General features: G+C 60.5%; 13 protein-coding genes. 9 read left to right on the top strand and 4 right to left on the bottom strand.

Annotation, left to right across the window (positions count from 1 at the left end):
• Positions 1-20: 20 nt before the first annotated feature.
• The 5 genes from GEV39_RS25125 to GEV39_RS25105 all read left to right on the top strand — a co-directional run bounded on the left by GEV39_RS25125 (position 21) and on the right by GEV39_RS25105 (position 5,361).
• Positions 21-959 (top strand): LysR family transcriptional regulator, encoded by a 939-nt coding sequence (locus GEV39_RS25125; RefSeq protein WP_173891618.1) that lies wholly within the window; start codon positions 21-23, stop codon positions 957-959.
• Between the two features lie 130 nt (positions 960-1,089).
• The gene (locus GEV39_RS25120; protein WP_173891617.1) at positions 1,090-2,022 is read left to right on the top strand and encodes a TauD/TfdA family dioxygenase; all 933 of its coding nucleotides are present in this window, start codon (positions 1,090-1,092) and stop codon (positions 2,020-2,022) included.
• A complete protein-coding gene (locus GEV39_RS25115; protein WP_173891616.1) occupies positions 2,019-3,500 on the top strand; it encodes an AMP-binding protein in 1,482 nt (493 codons plus the stop codon). The genes GEV39_RS25120 and GEV39_RS25115 overlap by 4 nt, the downstream gene beginning before the upstream one ends.
• A gap of 11 nt (positions 3,501-3,511) precedes the next feature.
• Positions 3,512-4,123, top strand: a complete 612-nt coding sequence (locus tag GEV39_RS25110) for a thermostable hemolysin (protein ID WP_173891615.1) — start codon at positions 3,512-3,514, stop codon at positions 4,121-4,123.
• Positions 4,124-4,170: 47 nt separating this feature from the next.
• The gene (locus tag GEV39_RS25105; RefSeq protein WP_173891614.1) at positions 4,171-5,361 is read left to right on the top strand and encodes a multidrug effflux MFS transporter; all 1,191 of its coding nucleotides are present in this window, start codon (positions 4,171-4,173) and stop codon (positions 5,359-5,361) included.
• A 176-nt stretch (positions 5,362-5,537) separates the two neighbouring features.
• Here the strand turns inward: GEV39_RS25105 and lpdA are convergent, their stop codons facing one another.
• Entirely contained in the window at positions 5,538-6,938 is a 1,401-nt protein-coding gene (lpdA, locus tag GEV39_RS25100) for a dihydrolipoyl dehydrogenase (protein WP_173891613.1), read from the bottom strand.
• A 207-nt stretch (positions 6,939-7,145) separates the two neighbouring features.
• Here lpdA and cfaB point away from each other — a divergent pair, with 207 nt between their 5' ends.
• The gene (cfaB, locus tag GEV39_RS25095; protein WP_173891612.1) at positions 7,146-8,330 is read left to right on the top strand and encodes a C17 cyclopropane fatty acid synthase CfaB; all 1,185 of its coding nucleotides are present in this window, start codon (positions 7,146-7,148) and stop codon (positions 8,328-8,330) included.
• Between the two features lie 26 nt (positions 8,331-8,356).
• On the opposite strand, the gene cls is transcribed toward cfaB, so the two are convergent.
• On the bottom strand, positions 8,357-9,796 hold the full coding sequence (gene cls / locus GEV39_RS25090; RefSeq protein WP_173891611.1) for a cardiolipin synthase: 1,440 nt from the start codon (positions 9,794-9,796) through the stop codon (positions 8,357-8,359).
• 131 nt (positions 9,797-9,927) lie between these two features.
• On the opposite strand from cls, the gene GEV39_RS25085 reads away from it, so the two are divergent.
• Positions 9,928-10,455, top strand: coding sequence for a DUF3617 domain-containing protein (locus GEV39_RS25085; protein ID WP_009683544.1), 528 nt, complete (start codon positions 9,928-9,930; stop codon positions 10,453-10,455).
• On the opposite strand, the gene folE2 is transcribed toward GEV39_RS25085, so the two are convergent.
• Positions 10,439-11,344, bottom strand: a complete 906-nt coding sequence (folE2, locus tag GEV39_RS25080; protein ID WP_173891610.1) for a GTP cyclohydrolase FolE2 — start codon at positions 11,342-11,344, stop codon at positions 10,439-10,441. The genes GEV39_RS25085 and folE2 overlap by 17 nt on opposite strands.
• 22 nt (positions 11,345-11,366) lie before the next feature.
• Positions 11,367-11,747, bottom strand: a complete 381-nt coding sequence (locus GEV39_RS25075; RefSeq protein ID WP_173891609.1) for a glutamine synthetase — start codon at positions 11,745-11,747, stop codon at positions 11,367-11,369.
• Between the two features lie 115 nt (positions 11,748-11,862).
• Between GEV39_RS25075 and zigA the strand changes: the two genes are divergently transcribed.
• Positions 11,863-13,071, top strand: a complete 1,209-nt coding sequence (gene zigA, locus GEV39_RS25070; protein ID WP_173891608.1) for a zinc metallochaperone GTPase ZigA — start codon at positions 11,863-11,865, stop codon at positions 13,069-13,071.
• Entirely contained in the window at positions 13,068-13,694 is a 627-nt protein-coding gene (locus GEV39_RS25065; protein ID WP_173891607.1) for a DUF1826 domain-containing protein, read from the top strand. The genes zigA and GEV39_RS25065 overlap by 4 nt, the downstream gene beginning before the upstream one ends.
• Positions 13,695-13,708: the final 14 nt, after the last annotated feature.

The raw sequence follows: 13,708 nt of genomic DNA, 5'->3' as shown, positions 1-13,708 counted from the left end.
AATATTCAGGAGGAATTTCCATGCTCCACAGCAACTACCTCAAACAGTTGGATCTGCAGGACATCGTGGTGTTTCTCAACTTGCTGGAGTTGCGCAGTGCCAAACGCACCGCCGAGCTGATGAGCGTGAGCCAGCCGACGGTCAGTTATTGTTTGAAGCGCCTGCGCGGCTGCTTTGACGACACGTTGTTCTCTTCATCCCAAGGGGTGCTGCAACCGACCAGCAAGGCCGAGAAGATCGCGCCTTATTTGCGCGTGGTGGTCGAGTCGGTCAACCGCTGCGCTGAAGATGAAAACCAAGCATCTGCGCAAGCAGTGCGTAAGATCTGGCGGCTCTGCGCGCCGGAGTATTTCGAGTTGTCGTTCCTGCCGCAAACCCTGGCGATGCTGTCGCACACGCATGCCAATACTTCGCTGCACCTCGACCGCCTGAGCCGCGACCTGCCTGTGGATCAGCTGATGTCAGGGGAAATTGACATCGCGATCGGCTTCGGTCCGGGCTATCACCAAATGCACCCGGAGTTGCAATGGCAAGCGGTGGTCAACGACGACTTTGTCTGCCTGACCAGTCAAAACGGTTTGGCCAACGACGCGGCCATGAGCCTGGATGAATTCTGCGCCTCGCCCCACGTATTCCCAACACCGTGGATTTCAGAAAAGAACATGGTCGACAGCTGGCTGGACAAAGTCGGTCGTTCGCGCAATGTGCTGGTGCGCGCCAATGGTTACCAAGCCTGCGTGAACATCGTCGCCGCAGTACCGGCCACGCTCGCACTGCCGGCGCGCCTGTTGCCGCACTTGCGCATTCCGTCATCAGCGAAAGTCTGCCAGCCGCCGCTGGGTTTCCCAACGTTCACCTTGGACATGATCTGGGCGCGCGACCGCAGCGATAGCAAAGATATAGCCAGCCTGCGCAGGTTGATCGAACAGGTGGCCGAGGCGTTGTTGACGGAACGATGAAACAGGCTTTTAAATTTTCACCACGCTTTTAGATTTCTTAAAACCAGCCAGCCGCTCGTTTCTCTTATCGTGTGGTCATCGGGTAGCGCAAGACCTACCTGAGCCCCACACTTTCACGGAGGAATGAGTCATGCTGGCGCACGCCCAACCTGTGGTATTTCCCTACTTCCGACAACCGACGCCGTGCTATGGCTTCGAGTGTGTCATTGCGGTCGATCGCGACATGCGTGTCAGCGATTCGATCAGCGGCGCTTCGTTGTATGAAGACCTTGCCCATAGCGGTGCGGTGATTTACCGCGACTTCGCCGACAGCCTGTCTGACTTCAACGAGTTCGTCAGCGCGCATTCGTCGCGGGTGACTTTCGACCCAGCGCGCAAGGCGGCTACGGCCAATACTGCCGAGATTGAAGCCGGTATTCACGAAATGGGCCTGCACCGCGAAAACGGCAACTTGCCGTTCAACCCCGACTTGCAATGGTTCTATTGCCTGGAAGCGGCCGAAGTCGGTTCGCAAACCACACTGTGCGATGGCGAGCGGGTACTGTTCGATCTGTCAGCGAAAACCCGCAAGTTGTTCGAACAACGCCAGATTCGCTATAGCCGGCGCATCCCTTGGCAGAACGTAAAACGCTTCCTGAGCATTGAACTGCAACTGCCGCTCGAGGCGATCACCGACGAACACCTGCAACAGGTTAATGATCAAGTGGCAGGGCAAACCTACCGGCGCATCGACCAGAACCTGATTGCCTCGCAGTTGATCATATCGGCGGTGGAAACCAGCTGCTTCAGCGGCCGCAAGGCGTTCTGCAATTCGATGCTCGGCCCCAGCGTCAACTACGAACCGCCGCGTATCACCTGGAGCGACGGCGAAGATATCGCTCTGGAAATCTGGGATGAAATCAAGGAAGTGACCGAGCGCAATACCTACAGCCACTTCTGGCAGAAAGGCGATGTCATCGTCATCGACAACACCCGCGTCATGCACGGCCGTCGCCGTCTGGACGACCCTTCGCGCCGCATTTTCGGTGCGCAAAGCTACCGCCTGGGAGGTAACGGCCAATGATCAGCCAAAAGATGCAGGACTATCTGGCAAGCACACCTGACCGCGTCGTCATCCGTGAAATGGATGGCCGTGAATACACCTTGCACGAACTACGCCGCGACGTACTGCGCCTGGCCAGCGCCCTGGAAGGGCGCGTGGGGCGCTGCGAACGCAAGGTGTTCGGGATTGCCATGCGTTCGTGCTACGAGTGGGTCTATACCCTGCTGGCCATTCAAAAGGTCGGTGCGGTGCTGCTGCCGGTGCCGATCGAGTTCTCCGACGACCAGATCGCCAGTTTGCTGGGCAAGGCCACGGCAGTGTTGGTGCGCGACGAGAAAACCGCCAAGCGGCTGCATGACATCCTGCCCGACAAGCCCTGCTTCATTCCCGGCCAGTTGATGAACCAGGCCATCGGTGAAGAATGGCGCAACGAGGACGAGCTGATTCCGGATGGCATCGTCTCGATCATCCATACCTCTGGCACCACCTCCAAGCCCAAGGGTGTGATGATTCGCGACGAGGCGGTCAGTCTGTTGGTGGACAACGTCATGAAGCGCTTGCCCCAGCAACCCCTGCACTATTTCTCGATCGTGCCAATGAGCTTGCTGATCGAGCAGGTGCTGGGCGTGTTCATTCCGATCCTGTCTGGCGGCACCCTCACGCTGATGCCCGAAGGTGTGCCCGAGTACGGCGCGGCAAGCGGTAACGCCAGGCATTATCTTGAGCTGATCGCCCCCAACGAGCCGAATTTTCTCTACCTGCCGCCCAAGCTGCTGGAGGAAGCCAACATGCTGCTGCAGGACTGTTCGGTGCAGCAGCTGTTCGGTGCCCAGTGCCCACACATCATCACCGGCGGCGCGAAGATCCCGGTCAGCGTGCTGGAGGCGCTGGAGGCCCATGGCGTGCAGGTATTCGAGGCCTATGGCCTGAGCGAAAACTCATCGATCATCTCGCTGAACTCGCCAGCCGAACGGCGTATCGGTTCGGCCGGCAAGCTGCTCGACGGCATCGAGCCCAAGCTGGTCGACGGCGAGTTGCTGGTGCGCACGCCTACGTTATGCGCCGGCTACTACAACGCCGACGACACGGCTTGCGATCTGTCCGATGGCTACCTGCACACCGGGGATATCGCCGAACTGCGCGACGGATACCTGTACATCACCGGGCGCAAGAAGCACGTGATCATCCTCTCGACGGCGCGCAACATCTCGCCCGAATGGGTCGAGAACGTCTACAAGGAAAGCCCGTTGGTAGACGACATGATCGTCATGGGCGAAGGCAAGGACGAGCCCTGCGCCATCGTGCTGAGCGGTGCCGGCAGCGACCAGGTGCGCCGCGAAATGGAACGCTTGGAACACCGCCTGGCTGATTTCGCCCGGGTCCGGCAGATTCGCGTAATCGAGGACATCGCGCAGTTCCGCGAGCAGTTCTACACCGTGACCGGGCGACCGCGACGGGCCGAGATTGAAGCGCGTTTCATCGACCAGATGTACGCCTGAGGAAGAGCCCCATGTACATCGTGCGCAATTTCTACAAAGGCCGGCCCGGCTACCGTTGTCTGCAGGAGGCGGTGCGTGCCCACTACCTCAAGCACTACGATGCCACCCCCGAGCCGCAGCCGGACCTTTTCGTTTGCCTGACCGGTTCCAATGGCGGTGCGCCAGGTCACGCCTGCGCCGGCATCAGCTACGGCGATTCGGGCAAGCTGTTCAGCGAGTATTACCTGGACCAGAGCCTGGACCAGCGTTACGGCCTGGACCGGGCGCGGATCGCCGAAGTGGGCGCCTTCGCTTCGTTTCGCAGCGGCAGCGGCGCCGGCAAGTACCTGCTAAACAACGTGATTCAGACCCTGGCCCTGCGCAACTTCGGCCTGGTGGTGCTGACCGCGACCGAACAGGTGCGCCAACTGCTGACCCCGATCGTCGATACCCTCGACGATCTGGGCGGCGCCGATCAAGCCCGGGTCAAGGATCCCCAAGTCAATTGGGGTTCCTACTACCAACAAGGCCCACGCGTGGTGGCCGCGCGATTGGCGCCACCGAGCATCTGGATGAGCGCACCGGCATCTGCCGCGGGCCTGGGCCAGGCCGTCCCTACTTTCAATCGCCAGGCCTCGGCCTGACCACGACGCGCGCCGGGCATCCGCTGCCCGGCGCGCCGGAGGTAAACATGAACGTGACCAAGCGTTACGAGAATTTCATTGTCTTTCTGGCGCCGCTGATCAACAGCGTGGGCGGTATCGCCATCGACCTGTACGCGCCGAGTATCCCCTCCATTGGCCGTGAACTGTCAGCCAGCCCGGCGCTGATGCAGAACACCATCACCATCACCCTGCTGTTCTACGCACTGGGGCAGCTGTTCTTCGGCATCATGGCCGATGCCCGTGGGCGGCGGCCGGCGGTGCAATTGGGGCTATTGGTGTTCCTCGCGGGCAGCGTGTTGGCAACCGTGGCCACGTCCATCGAGATGCTCCTGCTCGCCCGCGCCCTGCAAGGCTTCGCCATCGGCGCCTGTCAGGTAGTTGCCCGTGCGCTGCTGGTGGACATCGTCAAAGGGCCGCGTTTCTACGTAGCGATCATCTACCTCAGCCTGGCCTTCGGCCTGGGGCCGGTGATCGCGCCGTACATTGGCGGGGTGATCGAAGTGCACCTTGGCTGGCGCTATAACTTCGTCCTGTACGCCGTATACGCCGTCATCGTGTTGGCCTTCGTGCTGGCAGGGCTCAAAGAGTCGTTGCCCGCAACGAACAGACGCAGCGCCTTGCAAACCTGTGCCGGCTACCGCCCAATCCTGGCGGACAGCCGTTTTCGGGCCTCGGTGGTCGTGCTCGGCTCGAGCTTCTCGGCGTTTCTGCTATGGAACGTGTTCGGCCCACACATCGTCCAGGAACGCCTGGGGCATAGCGCGCAGTACTTTGGTACCACCGCGCTGGCTGTGGGTAGCTGCTACCTGGTCGGCACTCTGGTCAACCGTGCGCTGATCCGGCAGGTCAAGCCGCGGCTGCTGATGTGGGCAGGAATGGCGGTGTTTCTGCTCGGCGTGGTGACCATCGCCACGCAGGCAGAGGAGCTTCACCTGGTCTCGATCTTGGGCGGCATCATGCTGGTCGCGTTCGGTCAGGGCTTCATCTTCTCCAACGCCATGGCCAACTCGATGTCGCTGTTCCCCGACCGCGCCGGTGTTGCCGCCAGCCTGCAAGGCTGCCTGATGCTGGTATTCGGGTCATTGGTCTCGGCGCTGGTCAGCGCTTTGCCGCTGACCTCGAACCTGGCAATTGCCTGCGTGTTTCTGGTGCTTTGGTTGATCTCGTTGTCGGGCATGCTGAGCGTGCGCGTGCCGCGTCAAGCCTCGGTGGCCTGAAGCCTGCCGACCCCGGCGGTGCAGCGTATCTGCTGCCGGGGTCTGCCAGGTAGCCCTGAACAGTAGTCATCAACCAGCAGGGCCGAGTAACTGCTACGCACAAAACGCTTGCCTGCGCCGAAGGGGGCAGCAGCGGGCGCAAGCTCCCGCCCGCTGTTGCCCTCGGCGTGGTCGACTCAAATCTGCATGGCCATGCCATCCACATTCATCGCTGCCTGGCGCAACGCTTCGGAGCGGGTGGGGTGGGGGTGGCAGGTGAGGGCGACATCTTCGGCCGAAGCCGAGAACTCCATGGCCACGCAGAATTCACCGATCATTTCGCTGACGCTCGGGCCCACCAGGTGCACACCCAGCACTTCGTCGGTTTTGGCATCGGCCAGCACCTTGGCGAAGCCTTCGGTCTCGTGGTTGATCTTGGCGCGGCTGTTGGCCGTGAAGGGGAATTTGCCCACTTTGTATTCACGCCCGTCGGCCTGGAGCTGCTCTTCGGTCTTGCCCACGCTGGCTAGCTCCGGCCGGGTATAGATCACGCCAGGGATGAGGTTGTAGTTGACCTCGTGCGGTTTGCCGGCGATGCGCTCGATGCAGGCCACTGCTTCGTCTTCGGCCTTGTGCGCCAGCATCGGCCCGGAAGTGACGTCGCCGATTACCCAAAGCCCGGGCACTGAAGTGCGGTGATGTTCGTTGCCGAGCATGCCGCGCTTGTCGGTTTCCAGGCCTGCGCTTTCCAGGTTCAGGCCTTTGGTATAGGGGCGGCGACCGATCGCGACCAGTACATAATCGGCTTGCAGTGTTTCTGCCGCGCCACCCGCTGCAGGCTCCAAGGTCAAGGCCACGCCGTCGGCGCTGGCGGTCGCCTGGGTCACTTTGCTGCCCAGCTTGAACGCCATACCTTGCTTGGCCAATGCCTTCTGCAGGGTCTTGGCGGTTTCGCTGTCGGTGCCAGGGCAGATGCGATCAAGGTATTCGATGACCGTGACCTGGCTACCCAGCCGGCGCCACACCGACCCCAATTCGAGGCCGATCACCCCGGCACCGATTACGACCAGGTGCTTGGGCACCTGCGGCAGCGACAGCGCGCCGGTCGAGTCGATGATGCGCTGGTTGTCGATGGTCACGCCTGGCAGCGGCGTTGGCTCGGAACCGGTGGCGATGACGATGTCTTTGGCCTGCAGCGTGGTTTCGCTGCCGTCCTGTGCCTTCACGACCACTTTGCCGACGCCATCCAGGCGGCCCCAGCCCTTGATCCAGTCGACCTTGTTCTTGCGGAACAGGTACTCGATGCCTTTGGTCAGGCCGGCCACGCTCTCGTCCTTCTGCTTCATCATCTGGGCGAGGTTCAGCGTGGGTTTGACTTCGATGCCGAGGTGTGCGAACGCCTCACCGCTGGCGGCTTCGTAGAGTTCGGAAGCATGCAGCAGTGCCTTGGACGGCATGCAGCCGACGTTCAGGCAAGTGCCGCCCAAGGTCGAGCGGCCCTCCACGCAGGCGACACTGAGCCCAATTTGGCCAGCGCGAATGGCTGCGTTGTAGCCGCCAGGGCCACCGCCGATGATCACCACGTCATAGAATTTCATGGTTCAACTCCAGGGATGTAGAAACGCGACAGGGGCATAAGGTTAGGCTGAGCTCGTCAAGTTGTATACAATTTGCTGTGCATATCAGGTCAGTCGGGGCTAGGCCATGTTCGCGTCTGGAGGAAACATCCCACGAATGAACTACTCTGATCCGACGACGTTCGAAATTTCAGGCGTCGTGGCCAAATACGGACAGGAGGGTCGTTCATGCTTGCGCAACTTCCACCGGCACTGCAGAGCTTGCATCTGCCGCTGCGGCTGAAACTCTGGGACGGCAACCACTTCGATCTCGGGCCCAGCCCGCAGGTCACCATACTGGTCAGAGAACCCCAGTTGATCAGCCAGCTGACCCACCCGAGCATGGACCAGTTGGGTACGGCATTTGTCGAAGGCAAGTTGGAGCTGGAAGGCGATATCGGTGAGGCCATACGCGTTTGCGATGAGCTGAGTGAGGCACTGCTTACCGACGAAGACGACACGCCGCCCCAGCGCCTGGCGCATGACAAGACTACCGACGCGCAGGCCATTTCCTATCACTACGACGTATCCAATGAGTTCTACCAGCTGTGGCTGGACCAGGACATGGTGTACTCATGCGCTTATTTTCGCGAGCCGGACAACACCCTCGAGCAGGCGCAGCAGGACAAGTTCGAGCACCTGTGCCGCAAGCTGCGGCTCGAGGCGGGCGACTATCTGCTCGATGTGGGCTGTGGCTGGGGTGGCCTGGCGCGATTCGCCGCCCGTGAGTATGGCGCCAAGGTATTCGGCATCACCCTCAGCAAAGAGCAGTTGAAGCTCGGCCGCCAGCGGGTCAAGGCAGAGGGTCTGAGCGACAAGGTCGATTTACAGATTCTCGATTACCGCGACCTGCCTCAAGACGGCCGCTTCGACAAGGTTGTCAGCGTGGGCATGTTCGAGCATGTCGGCCATGCCAACCTGGCGTTGTATTGCCAGAAGCTGTTCGGTGCGGTGAGGGAAGGGGGGCTGGTGATGAACCACGGCATCACCGCCAAGCATGTGGATGGTCGGCCGGTGGGGCGAGGTGCAGGCGAGTTCATCGATCGCTACGTGTTCCCACATGGTGAGCTGCCCCACCTGTCGATGATCAGTGCCAGCATCTGCGAAGCAGGGCTGGAGGTGGTGGACGTGGAGAGCTTGCGCCTGCACTACGCCAAGACCCTGCACCACTGGAGCGAGAATCTGGAGAACCAGCTGCACAAGGCGGCGGCACTGGTCCCCGAGAAAACCCTGCGCATCTGGCGTTTGTACCTGGCCGGGTGTGCCTATGCGTTCCAGAAGGGCTGGATCAACCTGCACCAGATTCTGGCAGTGAAGCCCTATGCCGACGGGCATCACGACCTGCCCTGGACACGCGAGGATCTGTACCGCTGACACCTACCTCTGGTCGGCGGCACCGGTTACAGGATTGGGGATATCAAGCGTGCGATGCGCATCCCCAATTGCTGTAGCCGGTGGGTGTCGCGGCTGTCCTCAACGGTTATTTCTCGCGCCTGCTCGAAGTCTTCATTCAACATACGTTCCACCTGGTCGGCAAAGCCACGGTCGACCGTCAGCAGGGTGATCTCGAAGTTCAGGCGGAATGAACGGTTGTCCAGGTTGGCACTGCCGATTGCGCTGACCTCGTCATCTACCAGTACTACCTTCTGGTGCAGGAAACCCGGCTGGTAGCGGAACATGCGTACGCCTGCGCGTACCGCTTCGAAGGCAAACAGGCTGGAGGCGGCATAGACAACCCGGTGGTCGGGGCGTGCCGGGATCAATACGCGCACATCCACCCCACGCAGTGCTGCCAGGCGCAATGCCGCGAACACCGCTTCGTCAGGGATGAAGTAGGGGGTGGTTATCCACACCCTGCGCGTGGCGGAGTGGATGGCTTCAAGGAAGAACAGTGCGCAGGTTTCCTGTGGGTCCGCCGGCCCACTGGCCAAGGCCTGGCAGAGCACGCCGTCGTCCGGGTAGGCATCTGGCAGAATCAGCGGCGGCAGCTGGCGCGAGGCCCAGTACCAGTCTTCGGCGAACGACTCTTGCAGGCAGGCCAGCACTGGCCCGCCGATCTGCACATGAGTATCGCGCCACGGTGAAAGCTGCGGGTCTTCACCCAGGTACTCGTCACCTACGTTATGCCCGCCGATGAAACCGACCAAGCCATCCACCACCACGATCTTGCGATGGTTGCGGAAGTTGACCTGAAAGCGGTTGAACCAACCACGCCGGGTGGCGAAAGCGTGAACCTGTACGCCGCCATCACGCAGCGCCTGGCTGTAGCTGGCTGGCAAGGCATGGCTACCGACACGGTCGTACAGCACAAACACCTGAACCCCTTCAGCCGCCTTGCGCAGCAGCAGGTGCTGTAATGCCTTGCCGAGTTTGTCGTCATGGATGATGAAGAACTGCACAAGCACCACATCGTGGGCTTTTTCGATGGCCGCGAAAATGGCATCGAAGGTGGCCTTGCCATTGATCAGCAGCTTCACCTGGTTGTTCGCCAGGCAAGGCATGCGCCCCAGTTTGGGCATGGCGCGTAGCGCGGCGTAGCTTTCCGACTCGCGGGCGGTCAGGGCTTCTTCAACCCATGGCCGCCAGTTGAGGTTGGCCATTGCAACGTGCATTTCCTGGTTGGCTTGGCGGCGCGCCTTGATATACGCATTGAACGAACGGGCGCCGAACACCAGGTACGGTATAAGGGTGAAATAAGGAATGAAGAACAACGGCATCGCCCAGGCAATTGCGCCTTGGGCCGTGCGCACCGTGAACAACGCATGCAGTGCGGCTACGATACCCAGTAGATGAATCAGGCCAATTACATAACCAAAGAAATAGGGGCTGTGGTAATCCATATGCATCCTGCTCACCGAGTACTGTTGGCTAACAGAACACGTTCCCGGTGCACCTTGCAACCTGCGGATGGTTTTGGCGTCTAAGGCTCAGCCCGGCCCGCTTGGCCGGCTTTTTTCAGGAGTGTTCACCCATGAAGATTCGTCTGCCACTGTTGGCCCTGGTCCTCGGTATGAGCAGCCCGCTGGTGCATGCCCAGATGCTGCAACCGGGTTTGTGGGAGCTGACCACCAGCAACATGCAGGTCGATGGCAAGCCGTTACCTGACATGGGGTTCATGCTGGGCCAGCTCAAGAACCTGCCGCCGGAGCAGCGCGCGATGATGGAAGGCGTGCTGGCCAAACAAGGGGTTACGGTGGCTGGTAATGGCGTGCGTTCATGCCTGACCGCCGAACAAGTGGCGACCAACGACATCCCGCTGCAGGACCCCAAATCCGGTTGCACGCAGAAAATCACTGACCGTACCGGCAACGTGTGGAAGTTCGAGTTCAGCTGCCCGAAGGCACAGGGCAGTGGCCAGGCGACGTTCCTCAGTGATCGGGAGTTCACCACCCAGGTCAGCGGCACCTTCAACGCGTCGGGTGTTCAGCAGCAAGGCAGTATGAACACCCGTGCGGTGTGGCTGGGCAGTGATTGCGGTACGGTCAAACCGCGCAGTTGAGGTCCCACTGCCACTGGCTGGCGGCAACAGCGTCGTGGGCATGCAGGCTTTCTGCATGTTCCACCCGCAGCCTGAAAGCAGCACTCCACTCCAATTGTCGTAGCGCCTGGTGCAGGCGCCGGGCAGCATCTTCACAGAACATCAGGTTCTGCCCGTTGGCTAAAGCGAAGGCCTGTTCGTCTGCACGCTTGACCGCAGTCTGTACCGCTGTGCCCAAGCTCATTTCGATGCAATCAATCAGCTCGGTAATCGGCAGCTCACGCTGGCTGCTGCGCAGCCGTACCTGAATTTTCGCGCTACTGCGTTGGCTATGTGGGGTAGCGACGATGCCTTCGGCAGTGCCTAGCCAGTTCATTACCGCCGCAGTGTCGACCTGCGACCCGGGGAATTGCTGTTGGAACTGCTGTTGTATCAGTTGCCTGGCAAGCGCCGCCGAACATGGACAGGTGGACGAATAGGGCACGCATACGGATAGTTCCACGTGGAACATTTCATTCTCGATGCGTGCATCGATGGTCACGGGATAGCTCTTCCAGCCTGCCAATGGGCTGATCAAGGCTGGTCTTTTAAGCAGGTGATCAAAGCCCAAGCGCAGATAAGCAGCGGAAGACAGCCCTTCGTGGCTGGTCAAAAAATCCGCCAAAAGCTGCCGAATTGCCAGCGCCGTAAGGGGCTGGTTTTCCAGGGCCTCCAATGCAAGGTAGAGCCGCGACATGTGGATGCCACGTGAATGGCCGTCTATCAAACTGACGCCTGCGTCGACGGTGGCAGCAGCGGGGCGCCCTTCGAACTGCACGGGCAGGGCTATGCCACACATGCCCACCCAGTTCAGTGGCAAGGCGAACGCATGAGTCTGTGAGGCGATATCGGGGAGCGTGTGCTGGTTCATTGGGTTTCCACAGAAAAAGGTGTCAGCGGCAGCCGCCGATCATGCTGCAATGCAAATTGAAACGTTGCCCGCTGGAACTGGACACCCGGTTCAACGTGGTCCAGCCTACGCGGCGGCTGTAACCCACCCAGGCTTCGCCGTCACTGGCCAGGCCGGTGAAGAAGGTCAACGAACCGTAACGGCTGTTGGTTTGAGCCCATATCCGCCGCGTGACCGAGTCGAAACCGCGCAGGTAAAGCTCAGTGCCGTGCGTGCGTACGCTGTAGTAACTCCCTTTGCCGTCCTGGCAGGAGAGCAGCGTGGCGCTGCGGGTACACAACGCCAGTGCAGTGCTCTGCGGCATGGCAACCAGTGAGGTGGGCATGGCGAACAACACCAATGCCATGGCGCGTGACAGTTTCATGTTTTGTCCCTGGTGAGCATTCGTCCGTCGAGAACGACTTGGCGAAATTGTATTGTTACTTTATAACATTGTGCAATGCATCGTTTCGAATGCGCTCGCCTGAAGGGGTTTCGCCATGTCCAATCGTCTTCCCGTTACTGTACTGTCCGGCTTTCTGGGTGCCGGCAAAAGCACGTTGCTCAACCATGTATTGCGTAACCGTGACAACCTGCGGGTTGCCGTCATCGTCAACGACATGAGCGAAATCAACATCGATGCCAGCGAGGTGCAGCGCAACGTCAGCCTCAACCGCGCTGAAGAAAAGCTCGTAGAGATGAGCAACGGCTGCATCTGCTGCACCCTGCGTGAGGACCTGCTTGAAGAGGTAGCGCGGTTAGCCGCAGAAGGGCGCTTCGACTACCTGCTGATCGAGTCCACGGGTATTTCGGAGCCACTGCCGGTGGCAGAGACTTTCACCTTCCGCGACGAACAAGGCCGCAGCTTGTCCGACATGGCACGGCTGGACACCATGGTCACGGTGGTCGATGGCCTGAACTTCCTGCGCGATTACCAGGCTGCAGACAGCCTGGCTAGCCGTGGCGAAACACTGGGCGAGGACGATGAGCGCTCGATCAGCGACCTGCTGATCGAACAGGTGGAATTCGCCGATGTACTGCTGCTGAGCAAGATCGACCTGATCAGCCAGCATGAGCGCGAAGAGCTCGTGGCCATTTTGCGCAGCCTCAATGCGCGGGCAGAGATCGTGCCGATGGTCATGGGCCAGGTGCCACTGGAGCGCATTCTCGATACGGGCCTGTTCGACTTCGACCAGGCGGCCCAGGCGCCAGGCTGGTTGCAGGAGCTACGCGGCGAGCACGTACCGGAAACCGAAGAGTACGGAATTGCAGCCATGACCTGGCAAGCGCGGCGCCCGCTTCATCCACAACGGTTCTACGACTTTATCCACACGCACTGGAGCAACGGGCGCTTGCTCCGGTCCAAAGGCTTTTTCTGGTTGGCCAGCAAGTACCAGGAAGCGGGTAGCTGGTCGCAAGCGGGGGGCATGATGCGCCATGGCTTGGCGGGGCGCTGGTGGCGCTTCGTACCGCGCGACCAGTGGCCCGAGGATGTGGATAACACCAGTGCGATCCTTAAACACTGGACCGCTGAAGCCGGCGATTGCCGCCAGGAATTGGTGTTCATTGGGCAAAATATCGACTTTGCAAAGTTATCCACAGACCTTGATGCGTGCTTGTTGACCGACCAGGAAATGGCGCTTGGGCATATGGGCTGGTTGCGGTTGCCCGATCCGTTCGGGCCGTGGCATGCGGAGGCGGCAGCATGAGCCTGGCACTGAGGGCTGTGGATATCTTTCAGGTAGCTGGCGAAACACCGCAAATATTGGCAGAGGTCCTGCAGGATGGCGTCAACCTGGCCGTCTGGCGTCGGCGTTTGCCGGCGCAGTTGCAGGACTTTGCCGAACTGGTACTCAGCCTTGGCCAGCCTTTGGCCGATCAACGGGTAATCGAGGTGGACGAGCAGCGCCCGCCGGTGCTGCCGGACCTGCTGCGCGAAGCCGCTGACCTGCACGGCTATGAGTCATTTGTAGCCGATGTGACCTGGCTGGTCGCGGCCTACACCTGCCTGGTAGGTGCGCGTCGTGTCGGTCTGCGCCTGCGCGTACTGGATGGCCCCATGTGTCCGCGTTTCCATGTGGATAACGTACCCTTGCGCTTGCTCACAACTTACGTCGGGCCGGGCAGTGAGTGGTTGCCTGAGGCGATAAGCCCCCGGCGAGAGTTACACACAGCCCACCCTCCTGTGGATAAAATTCAGACCCTGCAAGCCGGTGACGTGGCGCTGCTCAAGGGCGAGAAATGGCAAGGCAACGAAGGTGCAGGCCTGGTACATCGCTCGCCTTCGGGCCAGCAGGGGCGCCTGCTGTTGAGCCTTGACTGGTTGGCCTGACGGCGCATAGTTAG

It is taken from the genome of Pseudomonas sp. NY5710 (genome assembly GCF_013305665.1).
Classification (GTDB): domain Bacteria; phylum Pseudomonadota; class Gammaproteobacteria; order Pseudomonadales; family Pseudomonadaceae; genus Aquipseudomonas; species Aquipseudomonas juntendi.
The sequence above is the reverse complement of the archived record's forward strand: the minus strand, read 5'-3'. Positions and strand labels throughout refer to the sequence as shown.